At 43.5% G+C, this 15930-nt stretch carries 10 protein-coding genes; 7 read left to right on the top strand and 3 right to left on the bottom strand.

Annotation, left to right across the window (positions count from 1 at the left end; genetic code table 11):
* Nucleotides 1-134 precede the first annotated feature (134 nt).
* Entirely contained in the window at nucleotides 135-857 is a 723-nt protein-coding gene (locus QUB44_RS26075; protein ID WP_333372063.1) for a zinc-dependent metalloprotease family protein, read from the top strand.
* A gap of 6 nt (nucleotides 858-863) precedes the next feature.
* Here QUB44_RS26075 and QUB44_RS26070 read toward each other — a convergent pair whose 3' ends face one another.
* Nucleotides 864-1319 (bottom strand): TerB family tellurite resistance protein, encoded by a 456-nt coding sequence (locus QUB44_RS26070; RefSeq protein WP_333372061.1) that lies wholly within the window; start codon nucleotides 1317-1319, stop codon nucleotides 864-866.
* Between the two features lie 218 nt (nucleotides 1320-1537).
* On the bottom strand, nucleotides 1538-2707 hold the full coding sequence (locus QUB44_RS26065) for a DUF58 domain-containing protein (protein ID WP_333372060.1): 1170 nt from the start codon (nucleotides 2705-2707) through the stop codon (nucleotides 1538-1540).
* 281 nt (nucleotides 2708-2988) lie between these two features.
* On the opposite strand from QUB44_RS26065, the gene QUB44_RS26060 reads away from it, so the two are divergent.
* From QUB44_RS26060 to QUB44_RS26050, 3 genes are all read left to right on the top strand, one after another.
* The gene (locus tag QUB44_RS26060; protein ID WP_333372058.1) at nucleotides 2989-4272 is read left to right on the top strand and encodes a PilT/PilU family type 4a pilus ATPase; all 1284 of its coding nucleotides are present in this window, start codon (nucleotides 2989-2991) and stop codon (nucleotides 4270-4272) included.
* A 567-nt stretch (nucleotides 4273-4839) separates the two neighbouring features.
* Nucleotides 4840-6471 (top strand): polysaccharide biosynthesis protein, encoded by a 1632-nt coding sequence (locus QUB44_RS26055; protein WP_333372056.1) that lies wholly within the window; start codon nucleotides 4840-4842, stop codon nucleotides 6469-6471.
* 582 nt (nucleotides 6472-7053) lie between these two features.
* Nucleotides 7054-8259 carry a glycosyltransferase gene (locus tag QUB44_RS26050; RefSeq protein ID WP_333372054.1) on the top strand — a complete coding sequence of 402 codons (1206 nt, stop codon included), beginning with the start codon at nucleotides 7054-7056 and terminating at the stop codon, nucleotides 8257-8259.
* Nucleotides 8260-8377: 118 nt separating this feature from the next.
* On the opposite strand, the gene QUB44_RS26045 is transcribed toward QUB44_RS26050, so the two are convergent.
* The gene (locus QUB44_RS26045) at nucleotides 8378-14290 is read right to left on the bottom strand and encodes an AAA family ATPase (protein ID WP_333372052.1); all 5913 of its coding nucleotides are present in this window, start codon (nucleotides 14288-14290) and stop codon (nucleotides 8378-8380) included.
* 173 nt (nucleotides 14291-14463) lie between these two features.
* Here QUB44_RS26045 and QUB44_RS26040 point away from each other — a divergent pair, with 173 nt between their 5' ends.
* The 3 genes from QUB44_RS26040 (at nucleotide 14464) to QUB44_RS26030 (ending at nucleotide 15826) form a co-directional block, all read left to right on the top strand.
* A complete protein-coding gene (locus QUB44_RS26040) occupies nucleotides 14464-14727 on the top strand; it encodes a hypothetical protein (RefSeq protein ID WP_333372050.1) in 264 nt (87 codons plus the stop codon).
* Nucleotides 14728-14790: 63 nt separating this feature from the next.
* Nucleotides 14791-15534: a hypothetical protein gene (locus tag QUB44_RS26035; RefSeq protein WP_333372048.1), complete on the top strand. Its 744-nt coding sequence runs from the start codon at nucleotides 14791-14793 to the stop codon at nucleotides 15532-15534.
* A gap of 67 nt (nucleotides 15535-15601) precedes the next feature.
* Nucleotides 15602-15826, top strand: a complete 225-nt coding sequence (locus tag QUB44_RS26030) for a hypothetical protein (RefSeq protein ID WP_333372047.1) — start codon at nucleotides 15602-15604, stop codon at nucleotides 15824-15826.
* Nucleotides 15827-15930: the final 104 nt, after the last annotated feature.

Here is a 15930-nt window from a genome sequence, read left to right as displayed (position 1 = left end):
TTTGATAATTTTCGAGAACGCGTATTAGCTTGCTTTTCTAATTAGATAAAAATATCACCGCAAGTTCAGGAGAGCCGCTAAAATTAGCTCAAATTAACAAGAATACTACGATAAAAAATTCCTACAATCAGTCAATGTCTCTGTACGATCGCCTAGACCTAACCAAACACAATCGCAAGCTAAAACTCCCCCTTTCTCAACGGCTAAACCTGACTAAACCCCCCAAACTCCGCTGTCAGATCTGTCGTTCCCGTATCCAGCCTCAGTGGGAGTTTTGCCCTTCCTGTGGAAGAGTTCTAATTGATAATGATAGCGATTTTCGGCGTTGCATTTGGGTAGATGTATCAGCAATGGATGTCGCACCCGAAAATAGAGAAGCGATCTTTTCCCTGCTGATGGACGCCTTCTCCAAACTCTACGGCGCATTTAGAAGCATCAAGGTATTTTTGACCTCCGATCCCCCCGATCGCAAAGAGTGGGGCGAAGATTTTACTCATGTTTATATATTCGTGGATAGCCAGCCGGTTGACTATCTCGGCGTGGCTAGCTTCAAATCGGGAATGGTTACAGATCGGGCAATTATTCGGATTGACCAAGTATTCTATGCTTCTTACAATGCCAGCCTTAGTCTCAATCAACTATCTAACTTAATTGCAAATACCATTGCCCATGAAATAGGACATACACTAGGACTCGATCATTCTGCACTTCCGACCGATGTCATGCACAATGGACTCCTTCATACTGTTCATAGCTTAATGCCTCCCTCATTTCACGCAGAGCAAATAAACTCAATGAACAATGCTATTCGCAGATATAAAGCCTTGAATAATGGATTGGCTAGAACCATAAAATAGCTGAATTTAGAGATCGAATTCCCCAGGATTAATGCCTACAGCATGGCAAGCTTCTTTGACAACCTTCTTTTCATCTTTGTCAAAATTACCATCTGCACCACCGATAATAATGCCAATTTGGATGACTGCACGACCTTGATCTAGTTTTTTATTAAGTTTCCCTATCGCTTGGATAGCCTCAATTTTACCAAAATCGAAGTCCTGTGAGAGCTTCTCACAATAAAAATCAAATTTTTGCTTTAACTCCGACGCCGGAAAAATTTGGAGTGTTTTATTGGAAATTATTAGAGCAGCCGTTTTTTGTCTTTCCTCGGTATTGATAGTGCCATCAGCAGCAGCAATCAATGCACATATTGCCATTGAGGCATCAGCAAAATCATTATTCTTAAACTTGGAAATATTGGTTTGCAGAGAATCGTTCATTTGTGATACGTTCTGCTTTAATTTCTCCCAGAAAGTCATTTTTTCTCCTGTTTGGTGAATGAGATATGATGTTTATGACCGGAGTCACAGTAATCTAAGCTGCTCTTAACTTGCCAAGCAATTGCCAAGCCCTGTAAGACCCTTAAGTTGATGAATTACACTCCTGTAGTGTATCATGGTTCTTGAGTTTTTAGATTAATCAAGTCAATCTTCATAACTAATCGCTCTTTCACAGGTTTGTTCGTGGTCTATCTTACTTAATAATTAAGCGCTCTTTCCAGAGTATCTTGTAACTGAAGTTCTAAGGGTCGATCGGAGCGAATTTCTAAGCCTGGTAAATCGTGTTTCACTAACAATTTTTCGCCTGTTTCCGCAGTGATGTTCGGCCAGAGTACCCAACGACTGCCTTGGGAAAGAGTGCTTAAACTTGCCGAGTTTTGAGTCAGCCAAATTATCGGGAGTTTCGACCGATTCTCAACCGCATCTTCCCCAGCATTAACCGCCGCTAAAGTTTCCAAAACTACCCGGTTCCCCGATACGAGTCCAGTCCCGGCAGTCCAAAGTTTGACGTTTAACAGGCGCTTGCTAGCATAGAAGTAAAGAGACGCAGCTACTGTTACGGCTCGTTCAAATTCTTCTGGCTGCCACGCGGCAGCGCTGTCGAGAGCAATAATAATTTCTTGACCGCCGGCTGCAACTTCTAACTCTCTCACCCGCAGTTCTCCGTAGCGGGCGCTGGTGCGCCAGTGAATCAGGCGGGTGGGATCTCCGTGGCGGTAAGGTCTCAGGTTGCGGGTGAGGCCTTCGGTAGCAGTTTGCGATCGACTGCGATTGTAAAATTGCGGGCTGTCTTCTTGACCGATGCGATCGATCAAAGGACAAGTGCTCAACGGCAAAACTTGTGGATACACAACCGCCACCGCTTTGACTGGGCGGCTGCGTCGGCACCAAAACAACCCTAAAGGTGCCGCCGTCCTCAAGTGTACCTCTTGCCACCGATAGACCCCCCGCTGCCGAACTTCTAAATAGTATGTCTCCCTGTATATACTGTTAGGCTCTATGACTTCGATCGGGCGGACGACGGGTTCTCCCAATACAAATGGCAAGATGTCTACCACTTGCAACAGAGTCTTAGGTTGGCGGGCGCTATTTTCGATTTCTAGTTCGACGGTGATTTGATCGCCGGCACTCACCGGTTCGATGGGGCGGCGACGGACTTCCAAGGAACGGAGCGATTTTCCAGGCAAAACAGCCGCTACTGCCAACAGTGCCAAACCCCCACCGCTGAGCACGTACAGCCACCCAGACATTGTATTAGTCGCCGACCCAAAAAAGAAAACCGTCATTCCCGACAGCAGCCAACCCGCGTAGGCAGGGGTAACAGCGCGATTTTCGAGCCAGTCGGCGATTTTGTGACCGATGTTCATAGGAGTTGAAATTGTTAATTACTCGATCGCCCCATCAAGCCTAATTGTAAAATATTCTCAGCATTTAACACCGAATTAGCTGCGAGCCATTAGATTAGAAATCGGGCATTTTTTCGCAATAAATCTACATTGACCCGCCCAAAAACGGATACAAGCCCCCGACACTCAGTCAGGGTCGATCCCCAAATTTTAGACTCTAGTTCCTGCTCCCAGATTAATCTGTGGAGTAAATCTAAAATCTAAAATCTAAAATCTAAAATAGACTGACTGGAGACAAAAAAATGAACCCATTAAACAATCCTACACCCGTTCAACCAGAGGCTCAAGCCCGCCGACGAACACCGCCGCCGCCGCCGCCCTTGGCTGCAACTCCCGCGCCTCCTCCACCCGCGCCGAGTGCGCCCCCCGCAGCCCAGCAGCAGCGACCTGTTGAGACACCCGTCAGTACGATCGAACAAATGGTCAGAGATGCCCATAGTGCCTCGGCTTCCGACATTCACATTCGAGTAGGCCAAGTACCTCGATTTCGGATTCGGGGCGTGATGCAAGTAGCAACTAACCACCCCAAAGTAACGCCAGAAATTTTTGAACAGTACCTAGCCGAAATTCTCACCCCCGAACAGCGAAAACAGTTTGCAACTACCAAGGAATTAGATTCAGCAATTTTTTACCCTGGCTTCGTGCGGTGTCGGCTAAACTGTTTTGAGTCCCTCAGCGGCGGCGCCATAGTATTGCGGTTGATTAGTTTGGAAATACCTACTATCGATTCCTTGAGGTTGCCAGAAGTTTTCAAAAGTATCATTTTGCGATCGCAGGGATTAATATTGGTTACGGGGCCTACCGGTTCGGGGAAATCGACAACCGTAGCTGCGATGATCGACCACCTCAACCAGATGGAGCAAAAGCACGTAGTTACAATTGAAGACCCGATCGAATTCATTCACCCTTCTAAAAAATGCTTGGTCAGCCAGCGGGAAGTCGGCTTGCACACCCACGAGTTTCAACAGGCTTTGCGGGCTGTTTTGCGGGAAGATCCAGATGTAATTCTGATCGGGGAAATGCGCGATCGCGTTACCATCAATACAGCGTTGCAAGCAGCTCAAACAGGTCACTTAGTATTGGGAACTCTCCACACTCGCAGCGCCATTAACGCTATTAACCGGTTGTTGAACCTCTACCCGCCCGAAGAACAACAGGCGATGCGGATTCAAATTTGCGATACTTTAGTAGCGGTAATTGCCCAACTTTTGCTGCCAACAGTTGACAACCGTCGGGTAGCAGTTCACGATATTTTGGTGAATACACCTGCCATGCACGACTACTTGATGAAAGGTGCTGATGATGAAGCTTTCCGATTAATGGAGCATGATACTTACGAAGGAATGCAGATTATCAACCAGGGTCTTTACAAACTGGTGCTTGAAGGCAGAGTCACGATCGAAGAAGCAGCCAAAACTTCTCCCGAAGCCAGCGATTTAGACCGTCGCTTGCGAACAGGAGGCTACGATGTTGGGGACGCTCGTGGCTTTGAAGGCAGCAAAAAAGAACGCATTGTTCGCGCCTAGTAGCAGCACACATACAGGGGTAGGCACAGCAGGACTACCCCACCCATCAAGTAACAAGATTTTCAGCAGAGGGAAATATTTGATGAGGGCTTTTGTGCGTATCTTTACTTACAGCTCAACTATATTTAGTAACAAAAAATACATTTTAATTAAAAAGTAAAATGCTACAATCAAGGTCGAGTGTATTGTTAAGTTTTTTAAACGTAGACCCTACTTTACATAAACTTTAAAATTGCGTGAAAACTCCCAGGTGATTGCAAAGAAATAGTAAAGATATGTTCAGAGTATTGGCAGGACTCAGCAATTTAAGTATATAGTTGTAGTGATAAATTTTGGACAGAGAAGATTCCGACTTTGCCGATATTTGCCGATCGCAGAAGTAAGCAGGTTAAAAAAGCGCTTAATAAAACTACAAGCAGAGCCGATGGCGTGTCTTTCCGATCAAGTAGCTTTCCGTCTAAAAAATCCTAAAACCAAGCAGACTTTTAGAGATTCTGTCCATCGAAAATTTGTTTAACAACGCGCTTATCAGCAACGGTATTTCTAGAATTTAAAGGAGCAAAAAAAGTGAAGAGTGCATTTAACCAAAGAGAATTGTTTGAAGGTGCCAGCAAAGCGGAAATAATTGAGCGCATCCAGCAGCTAGTTCCCCCGGGTTCCCCGGAACCCCAAGATCCTGAAATCCTCGCGGCATTACAAACTCTCACCGCCCAGCTAATCGCAGCCTATCAAGCCGACGGACAATTAGAAAGCGAACCTTTTAGCGACGTGCGCGGTCGCACTATTCACCTATACGCATCCGCCTGCAGCAGCAAAATCAAAGGAAAAACCATCCTCATCACCGGTGGAGAAGGATGTGTCGGCCGTTTCTTAATCGAAAAACTCCTCGAATTAGGCGCAACTAAAATCATTTCCGCAGACAACGCCCGATGTCAAAACCCTGAAGAAAATCTCCCGCTTTTTAACCGAGAAGGTGCGGTAACTTTCTATGCCGCCGACATTCGCAACTTCGAGGCGCTGAAACACATATTTGAGGTAGAAAAACCAGAAATTGTTTTTCACCTAGCAGCCCAACGCCAACCCGGACTAGCTGAAATCAAAATCCGAGAAACAGTTACAACCAGCCTGTTAGGATGTAAACACGTCATCCAACTCTGCGAAGAATACCGCGTAGAACACTGCATCTTCTCTTCCACAGGCAAAACATCTCGATATTTTACAACCGAAGTTTACGCCGCCTCCAAAAAGTTTGCCGAATGGCAATTTGCCAAAGCAGCTCAAGAAGGAGATGTCACTTACGGGATGGTTCGCTTTACTCATATGTTGGAAAATAGCTTGTTCTGCGAGCAAATGTCCAACAAAGTACAGCAAGGTAAAACTGTCAACGTTCACGCTCCCCACCGCTACGTAACCGCTCAAAATCTTGTCGAAGCCGTACATTTATTGCTGAATTCTCTGGTTGTGTCCGTTCCCGGAAAACTGAAATTTGTTGCCGTAAGTAATCTCGGGTGGCCGACAGAAACCTTGGAAGTAGCTCTTTATAAAATTCTTGAATCCGGCAAAAATCTGCCGATTTATTTTCAAGGACTTTTGCCGGGATATGAAGAACCGTTTTTCCTTGGACAATTTGACTGGAAAAAACCTACAGACATTCACCTCTTAATTAATGTTTTGGAAGATCCTTTTAGAAGCGTTAACGATACTGGCGACATGGTGAGTGTAGAATTAGCTCCTTTTTCTTTGCCCGTCTTAGATAAACAAGTGTCGAAGCTCGAAAGCCTAATCATCGATCCAGATTTCCCCGAAGTGCAAATCAAGCACGCTCTTGTCGCAGCGGAAAAAGAAGTGATAGCTTCCTCTTTTGCGTGGAGTACCCCTGAAGACTTGTTGAAGATTTTGCAGTGGGGAATCAATCCCAAGAAATTGCAAGGTTACGGAACGGAAATCGCTGACTATAGCGAGATTATCGAACTCCTCCTACAAGGAATCTGCGGGCGACTTAACCAAGAAGTCTTGCACAGTGCTCGAGTTACGGCAGATGAGTTTGATGACTTAGTTGAGAGTCTTTCTACGCTGGATTGTATTCAAGCAGAAGTGGGATATTTGCGATCGGTGTCGAGATATCTCAGAGAATTTGCACCCCCCGCACAGTTCACCACCAAAAAATCTGAACCTGTTGCTATCCCCGATGCAGCGTAGCTTGAACATAGTTTTGAGTTTGGAGATTGCTTCCTGAGCGCCCACCCACAGGGGATGAATGAGTTATATCAATTCCGGTTGCAGGAGCGAAATGATTGTTGACTGTAGACTGTAGACTGTAGAAGGAGGGGTCGAAAAACTCAATGGTTGAGTATTGATTGTTGACTCGATTTTATGATTCCGATGCAACCGGATTTGATGTTAAACATCGACTAAGTGTTTAGTTGATTAAAAATAGAACACCCAGAAACCTGGTTTCTTTTAGAAACTGGGTTTCTCCAGTCTGGGCTTGTTTGAGGTTTAATTAAATTGAGTGACTTAACATTGTCAGAATTGACATGATATGATAATAGTTGCGATCGCACAACCGCCATCAAATTAATTTTTAGTGAGGACGATCGTCCTAGTAGTTTTAGGAGGACTTAAGTCCTTACTAAAAATGTGAGAATGGTGATCTTTGGCGGGCATGATATGATGATACTTTAGATAGCGTGGTGCAGTGAGTTAACAAAGGTGCAATAAGATTAAATAAACTCAATGAACGCCACGAATAAAATTAAATTAAATTAAGGTACTAGAATTGTGGAAATTAATCAGCTACTCTTCCTATTGATTGATGTTGTGCTATTGGCGATCGCCCTGATCCTTCTAATTCCCGTTGCAGTTCTATTTCTAGAATGCAGTGCAGCTTTCTTGTCCGACCAGGGCGAGACAGCGGAAAGTAAAGCACCCCGCCCCAAAGTAGCAGTTTTAATTCCCGCTTACAACGAAGCAGCAGGAATTGCCGCCACCATCTCCACCATATTGCCACAGTTAACACCTCAAGACCGCTTGTTAGTGATTGCTGACAACTGCACGGACGCCACGGCAGAAATCGCCCGTAACTGCGGTGCAAGTGCGATCGAGCGCCAAGACACACAACGCAAGGGCAAAGGATACGCACTGGATTTTGGCTTGCGGTCGATCGAATCAGACCCCCCCGAAGTAGTCATCATGGTTGACGCAGACTGCATTTGTCAGCCAGACTCTATAGAAAAATTAGCCCGGGTTGCAGTTGCCGAACAAAGACCAGTGCAAGCAACTTATCTCATGGAACAGCCACCCAATCCTACTCCGAAAGATTCCATTTCTGCTTTAGCATTTCTGGTGAAAAACTTAGTCCGTCCCAGTGGCTTAAAAAAGTTAGGATTCCCATCATTACTAACAGGTACTGGCATGGCTTTTCCCTGGTCGATAATTCGATCGGTTTCCCTAGCTAGCAGCAATATTGTTGAAGATATGCAGATGAGTTTGGATTTGGCGATCGCCGGACACCCAACAGTATTCTGCCCCGCAGCCAACGTCACCGGATGTTTGCCACAGCAGCAGCAAGCAGCTAAAAGTCAAAGAACCAGATGGGAACACGGTCACATACAGACATTGTTAACTCAAACTCCCCGGCTGACAGCAGCTTCAGTCGAGCAAAAACGTTTTGACTTATTGGCGATCGCCCTCGACTTATCCGTCCCTCCCCTATCGCTTTTAGTCGCTATCTGGCTAGCTGCTTTTGCCGCCTCTTTATTAGCAGCAATTTTGGGAACATCCTCAATTCCAGCCGTCTTGTTAGCAATACAAGGATTGCTGATTTTAGTTTCAATTGTCAGCGCTTGGGCAAAATTCGGGCGTGCCGATATTTCTGGCTCAACTCTCTTATCTGTACCTTTTTACATCCTTTGGAAAATCCCTTTGTATCTAGGTTTTCTCCTGAAGCGGCAAACTAAATGGGTGCGGACAGAACGCGATGTTTAATATTTAAATTGAGAAGTTTTAACCGCAGATATCAGCCGATAAACACAGATATAATTGTATCTGTGTTCATCGGCGTTTATCGGCGGTTAAAAAAAATCATATAAAAACTTAAAAAAGTTCACTGCTTCACGGGAATTTCAATCACAAACTCAGCCCCTTCACCAGGCGCGGAAAAGCACATTAGCTTCCCGCCGTGTTTCTCTACTACAATCTGATAACTGATACTCAACCCTAAACCGGTACCTTTGCCCACCGCTTTTGTAGTAAAGAAAGGGTCAAATATTCGCGATCGTACTTCCTCCGTCATTCCCCGACCATTGTCAGCAATATAAATTCTCACCAAATTTTTGTCGCATACCTCAGTCCAAATCTGAATTTTTGGCTCAAAGATTTTCGATAAAGGATATTCGAGTCCAGCATTGGTCTCCGGTCGCCCAACTCCTAACTCTACTGCATCAATTGCATTGCTCAAAACATTCATAAACACCTGATTTAACCCAGAAGCATAACAATTTACCTTCGGCAGTTCACCGTAGTCTTTAATCACCTGAATTCCCGATCCGTCTCCATTCTTTTTCAACCTGTGCTGCAAGATTAACAGAGTCGATTCAATCCCAGAATAAATATCAACTGGTTTCATCTCAGCTTCATCAAGCCTTGAAAAATTCCGCAGCGACAGCACAATATTGCGAACGCGATCGACCCCAACCCGCATAGATTCTAGCACTTTGGGCAAGTCTTCTTGAATAAAACAGATGTCAATATCTTCTGTTTTAGCAACAATTCCTGGAGTAGGATTCGGGTAAGACTCCTGGTAAAGCTCAATCAATCCCAGCAAATCCGAGCTATAATCGCTAGCGTGGAGGACATTGCCATAGATGAAATTAATCGGATTGTTAATTTCGTGGGCAACCCCCGCCACCAACTGCCCCAAAGATGACATTTTTTCAGTTTGAATTAGTTGAGTCTGCGTCGATCGCAATTCGGACAAAGTAACTTCCAACTGTGTCGCTTTTTCCCTCAATTGCGCCTCCGAATGTCGCAAAGCATCCTCCGCCAACTTGCGATCCGTAATGTCCTGGACAGTCCCAAATAACTTAATAACCTTACCAGCATCAAAAATAGCTTGCGCTTTAACAAAAATATATCTGACAGCTCCATCAGGGCGCAAAATTCTCAACTCATACTCCCGAGGGTTTCCTGAATGAACAATCTCCTCTAATTGCTCTAACCAAAGCTGTAAGTCATTTGGATGAATCTGCTGCTTGTGTTCTAAAAAAGTCGGCTCTAGTAATTGAGGATCGCGATCAAAAATTCGGAATACTTCCTCAGACCAAGTTAATTTATCCCCTTCCAAATCAAATTCCCAGTTACCCAAGTGCGCCAGTTTTTGAGCTTCTTGCAGCTTCGTTTCTTTAGTCTTTAATTCCTGCGTGCGCTCTTCTACTTTCATCTCCAGCGTCTGCGAATAATCCTCCAACTGTTCCTTAGCAGCCGACAAATTAGCAACAAGTACCGCATTTTCTAGAGAGATAGCCGCTTGGGAAGAAAGCATTTTTAACACCTCCAATCTGGTTGGAGAAAACGCTTCAAAAGTTAAATTATTTTCCAGATAAAGAATAGCTACGAGTTTGCTTTGATTCAGAATGGGAGTACAAAGCGCAGATTTCACTTGCTGTCTTTTAATATAGGGGTCATCTGTAAATAGACCTTCCCTAGCCGCCTGACTTAAAACCACATCAGAGTGCGTCCTTTCAACATAATTAATCACCGTTATTGGCAAAACCTCCGCTGGAACCACTGTCGGACATTGCTCAACTGCAACATCCGAAGACTCCACCGATGCCGCTGCTTGAATCAGCAATTTTCCTGACTTGGGCATCAAGAGAAAACCTTTTTGTGCCCCAGCATTCTCGATCGCCATTTTCATTAACTTTTCTAGCAACTTGTCCAACACAATTTCACTAGCTAGCGCTTGAGATCCTTTCAAAACAGTTGTCAAATCCAATAAACTGCTGTGACTGCTACTCGTGCTAGAATGAGTGCTAGTAATAGTTCGATCGCCACTAGATTTGGCGGCCGATGCAGGGGGTAAAGACATCGGATACTCTGACTCCAAATGTTTGACCTTGGCGGTTGCTCCCCAATGAATATAGCCGTAGTAAGCATCTATCAGATAAATCTCAGCCACTTTTTTTCGCTCGCTAGCTCGATAAAATTCTGCCGCCCGTTCGTTTGCTAGCGCTTCTTCGTGGATGTATTCATTCTCCGAGGCTCCTTTCACCGCGCGATCGTAATACTGAGCCGCTTTTTCATATTGTCCCAATACTCGCGCTTTCTCTGCCTCTACTAAGTCATATTTGTGCTGATAATTTCCCGGAGAGTTCAAAGCCCAATGCTTCATTTTTTTCTGAAGCGAAGCCACTTTTTTTAAATGTTTTTTCTGTTCAATTTTTGAAGCTGTGGGATACAAAGCTAAGAGCGCTAGGGAATAGTAAAAATTGTGGATGGGAACATACATCAGGCCCATCGCCGCCTCAGAATAATTTGATGCTGTCCTGGCATTTTCAGCAGATTGAGCATAATCTTTAAATAGATAATTTAGCCAAGATTTCGATACATATACTAGAAATATTAGCAGATTATTTTGACTCTCCATTAATGCTGGCAGCATAGTTTCTTCATGAAATTTTTCGCCCGCTAATAGGCAAGAATTGGCTGTTTTACCTTGCAAATTTAAGACAATTTGCGCTCCAATTCTGGCTTGATAAATCGTAAATTCATTTTTGTAATTCAGCAGCATTTGAATATATTGCTCCTGCTTAGTCTCCACAGAATCCAGAGGTTCGCCGCTCAAAAATATATAATTGCTGTAAAAACTAGCACAATAACAAGCATTGTTGACATCTCCCGTTTCTAATCCACTCTGAATACCCTCAAGTAAACCGATAAGACTTTCCTTGACCTGTTCAGACCAGTGACGGATAAAACCATTAAAACTTAGCGACATTTGAGAGTTGTGCAAGTTGGTGTCGAATCGTTCTAAAAGTGCCAGGGCTAGTTGACCGTATCGGTATCCAGAATCCATATCACCTAATACTGCACAGTGAATCAGCCCGTAAGTTCCATACCCGTGACTAGACAGCGGCGCATTCCCGTACTTAAGAGAAAGTGTAACCATTTTAAAGGAGATCAGTGGGAACATATCGGGTGCTGTTACAGAAGCAGCGGGACACATATTCGTTAAAATCCGTATAGCCGCAATTTTATGAAGGTCAGTCATTGGTGGCAACTGGGCTAAATCCTCAATCCGTTTGTTTCCCACAGCTAATTTTGTCCGTATTAGCCCCATAAAAATATTTAATTTAGTTGGTTTTTGAGGTAGATAGACTCCCAGCATTTTCAAAGCTTCTAGAGCTATATCTATCGAAGCTTGGAATTGATTTTGATTAAAGTAGAAAACAACTTTTAGCTCATAAACTTTGAGTTTCTCTAGCAAATTTTGGGCGCGGAATATAATAACCTCTGATAGCTGAAACGCTCGCTCAAAATCGGTATTTATATAGGACAATTCCAGCGCTTCGGCATGGAGTTCCATAATTAAATCGTAGTGACTCTGCCAAGCTCGATCGGGTAGAAGTTCTAGACCTACATTAAAATATTTGAGTGCTGCTTGCGTGGCGGCAGAACTCTTAGCTTTCTTGCCAGCTATAAGATTAAAGTTAGCTAGTTCATCTCGCTTTTCCTCATTTGTGATGAATTCCACCCCGATATTGAGTTGGTTGACAATATCAAAGATATTTTCTGCTATTTCCGATGGTGGGGTTGAATTCAGTAACAGGGAGCCGATTTTTAAGTGGGTTTGTTTTTTCTGGGAGTCAGGGATGAGAGAATAGGTGGCTTGCTGTACGCGATCGTGCAAAAACCTGTAATCAATTGAGCGTTGCATAATTGCGGGATGATTTTGACTGTTTTGTGGGATGGGCGTCCCGCCCCTCCGGTGTGTTTTCACGATTTCCTCATCAACCATCGGAATTTTGTAAGCATCGCTCGTTGGTAGAATTAAACCAGCTTGAAGCGCATCCCATAAATCCGCCGCCGTTTCCGAGCCGGATTTTTCCCTAACAATTGCCAAATTTTCTAAATTAAAACGGTTGCCCATACAAGCAGCTAATTTTAATACTTGCTGCGTCTCCTCCGGCAGTTGTTGAAGATTCCGAGCAACTAATTCAACGACACTGTAATCTGCAATGCCAGCGGCTTCAATTTCCCCGATGTCCCACTGCCACGCACCAACAGAGAAATCAAAAGCTAACAGTTTTTCTGAGTGAATAGTTGAGAGCAGTTGAGTTAGAAAAAATGGATTTCCGCCAGTTTTATCAAAAATTAACTGTGTCAAAGACTTTAACTTTTCGGTTTCATTACCCAAAGTATCCTGTACTAGCTCAGTGACGCTGCTCAACTCTAAACACGGGATGATAATGTTATGTACAGCAGCACCAGTCTGTTGAATTTTTTCTACAGTTTGAACTAACGGATGGGTTGAATTTACTTCGTTATCTCGATAGGCTCCTATCACTAAAAAATATCGGCTATCCAAGTCTGTTACCAGTTCTTGAATCAATTTTAAAGAAGCTAAATCTGCCCACTGCAAATCATCCAGAAATAGAACTAATGGGTGTTCCAATCGGGCAAACACATTTAGAAATTCTTTGAACAATCGATTAAAGCGATTTTGAGATTCTGTCGGCCCCAATTGTGGAACAGCAGGCTGCGAACCAATTATTAGTTCGACAGAAGGGACAACATCAATAATAATTTCACCATTTTTACCCAGCCTTGACAATAACTTTTGTTTCCAAAATGTTAACTCTTCTGAGCTTTTTGTTAATAACTGCTGCATCAATGACTCAAACGCTTGAGTTATTGCAGCATAAGGAATATCCCGCTTAAACTGGTCAAATTTGCCAGTAATAAAATAACCCCGCTGCCGTACAATTGGTTTGTGAATTTCACTGACAACTGAGGTTTTGCCGATGCCTGAGTAACCGCTCACCAACACCATCTCAGTTGTTCCAAAACTGACTCGATCGAATGATGCCATCAAATCAGCGACTTCTTGTGTGCGACCGTAGAGTTTTTGGGGAATCAAAAATTGACCTGATTTGTCAAGTGTCCCTGGAATGAAATTTTCTATTTTTCCAGTAGTTTGTAGCTGAGTTAGACAATTTTCCAGGTCTGCTTTTACTCCAAAGGCACTTTGATATCTGTCTTCGGCATTTTTAGCTAATAGTTTCATGACAAGGGATGAAATTATCTGCGGGACTTCATTGTTTAGTTGATGGGGAGGAACTGGTGTCACCGCAATGTGGCTGTGAATTAATTCTAAGGGGTCGGTGGAATTAAAGGGCAACTCTCCTGTCAGCATTTCATAAAACGTGATTCCTAGAGAGTACAAGTCAGTTCGATAGTCTAGGTCGCGGTTCATCCGACCGGTTTGCTCTGGGGATATATAGGCTATAGTGCCTTCTAGCACGGTGGTATTGCTATTTTGGTGAACCTCTCTAGATAGGCGCGTTGCCATGCTAAAGTCTGTGATTTTTACTTGTTGAAAATCTGGGGCAATGATAATATTTGAGGGTTTGATATCTTTATGAATAATCTGGTTTTGATGCACTTCTCCGAGAGTTTGAGCCACTTGAATAGCCAGGGGCAAAAATTTTGGAATTTTAATACTTTTACCCGCTAGATGGTGTCTGAGAGATTGACCGCCGCAATCTTCTAATATGAGAGCGAAACTGTTTTTATATTTTTCTAAGCTATAGGGTTTGACAATCCCTTCGAGTTTGAGATTTGAGCTAATTTTGTATTCATGTCTCAAGCGGGTAATTTCTTCTATTGTGGGATAGTCGGTATTGAGTGTTTTAACGATCGCAGGCGATCTATCTGACTCTCTGACGGCGCGATAAATGATGGACTTCACACCAAGTTGAACAACTTCTGTGATTTTGTAACCGGGAAGTGCATTCATGGCTTTTATTCTCTGACTAAGTGTTGGGTTAACATTGCCCTTGATGTCGATCGAAGGGCGGACGGATGGTACTTAAGTATTTTTAGTTAATTGTGTAGTTTGAGAGACATTAGAATTTAAGTAATTACTCGGTGTTTTTTGAGGGAAGTAGATGGGTAAAGGTTTAGGGGGGTGTGAACTGGCTGACAACAGCACATCTGGTTGGATCTCCCGCTGATATGTACGGTCTGACACTTCACGCAGTTGAGCATTACATTATTGTAACAAAGTTGGTTCTGTCGATCGCACACATGACAGACAAATCCATATACATTCAAGGTTTCGCTAAATTTTTGAGCCTTCTCACCAAGAAAGAATGGGACGCCCGGGCCTGGAAAACGCTGGTTTATACGATCGAGAACACAATTCAACGTGATGTAAAACACAAAAATTATTGATTCAAATCACAGGTACTTCGTGATTAAGTTACTAGCCTATTGATCGTAATCAGGTGCATCACAATGGAAGAAGTCTTAGCATTGATTGAAAAGAAGAAGCAAGAATTTGCTAAATCTGGGCTATTTGAGTTTATGCGAGACACAAGTATAGACCCAAGACAACGCCTAGCTTTCGCTCCCTGTGTTTCTCCTTTCGTGATGAGTTTTGGTGAATTTAACAAGTATGTCTTCCGAGAAGAACCAACCAACGATCCTATTCAGGTAATAGTTAACAATCATACTTATGAAGACGATCATCACTGGTTGTGGTTTTTGGAAGATTTGGAAACACTGGGTATTAACAAAGCGGTCAAGTTCAGTGATGCTTTAAATTTTCTCTGGAATGAAGAAACTAAAGCTTCGCGGTGGGTATCACATCAAATTTTTCGCTCCGCTTTTGGGGCCAGTCCGATCGCTAAGTTAGCAATCCTGGAAGTGATAGAAGCAACTGGTAATGTTTTCTTGTCAACGGCAGCACCAATTGCCGAAGAACTGCGAACCATTACTCAAAAGGAGCTTCTTTATTTTGGCTGCTTTCATTTGGAGGTGGAAAACAACCACAGTAAGGATTTACCTCAGCAGAGGCGATTGAGCGAAACAATACAACTGACTATTGAAAGCCGTCAAGAGGCTTTTGAGGTAGTTGAGAATTTGTTTGAAGCTTTCACGAAACTGACGGCTGAGCTTCTGGTTTATGCAAAAACGCATAGCTTTGAGCAACCTTTTGCCAAACCCCGCGATATTTTGCAACCTTTAAAAGCTGCGTAGCTTACCAGATGTAAAATTTTCAACTCTTAGAACCAGACAAAATTTATTACTTACAAGGAGACTCATCATGTCAGAAGTTAACAGCAATTCTTCAACTGCGATCGATGAACTAGCACCGAATCTTATCCACACTTGGACTGAGAATTTGGATATTGCTCATACTTGGACTGAGAATCTGGATATTGCTCATACTTGGACTGAGAATTTGGATATTGCTCATACTTGGACTGAGAATCTGGATATTTCTCAGAGTTCTCCCATAGCAGAAGATGAGAAACTAGCAGTCGGATAAAACTGAGATATTGCACCAATGTGAATAAGCCTTTTATGAACGGGTTCTGGGGCCCATTCCACAAGAGAATTTATTTGTTGCGAAACAGGCCGGAAAGCCTGTTT

The sequence above is a fragment of the Microcoleus sp. AT3-D2 genome, from assembly GCF_036705715.1.
Classification (GTDB): Bacteria; Cyanobacteriota; Cyanobacteriia; order Cyanobacteriales; family Microcoleaceae; genus Microcoleus.
The sequence above is the reverse complement of the archived record's forward strand: the minus strand, read 5'-3'. Positions and strand labels throughout refer to the sequence as shown.

What these genes read in the sequence shown, in the direction of transcription:
- QUB44_RS26070 (WP_333372061.1), bottom strand. Translation starts at nt 1,319, where the DNA reads ATGACTTTCTGGGAGAAATTAAAGCAGAACGTATCACAAATGAACGAT.
- QUB44_RS26030 (WP_333372047.1), top strand. Translation starts at nt 15,602, where the DNA reads ATGTCAGAAGTTAACAGCAATTCTTCAACTGCGATCGATGAACTAGCA.
- QUB44_RS26075 (WP_333372063.1), top strand. Translation starts at nt 135, where the DNA reads ATGTCTCTGTACGATCGCCTAGACCTAACCAAACACAATCGCAAGCTA.
- QUB44_RS26035 (WP_333372048.1), top strand. Translation starts at nt 14,791, where the DNA reads ATGGAAGAAGTCTTAGCATTGATTGAAAAGAAGAAGCAAGAATTTGCT.
- QUB44_RS26045 (WP_333372052.1), bottom strand. Translation starts at nt 14,290, where the DNA reads ATGAATGCACTTCCCGGTTACAAAATCACAGAAGTTGTTCAACTTGGT.
- QUB44_RS26065 (WP_333372060.1), bottom strand. Translation starts at nt 2,707, where the DNA reads ATGAACATCGGTCACAAAATCGCCGACTGGCTCGAAAATCGCGCTGTT.
- QUB44_RS26060 (WP_333372058.1), top strand. Translation starts at nt 2,989, where the DNA reads ATGAACCCATTAAACAATCCTACACCCGTTCAACCAGAGGCTCAAGCC.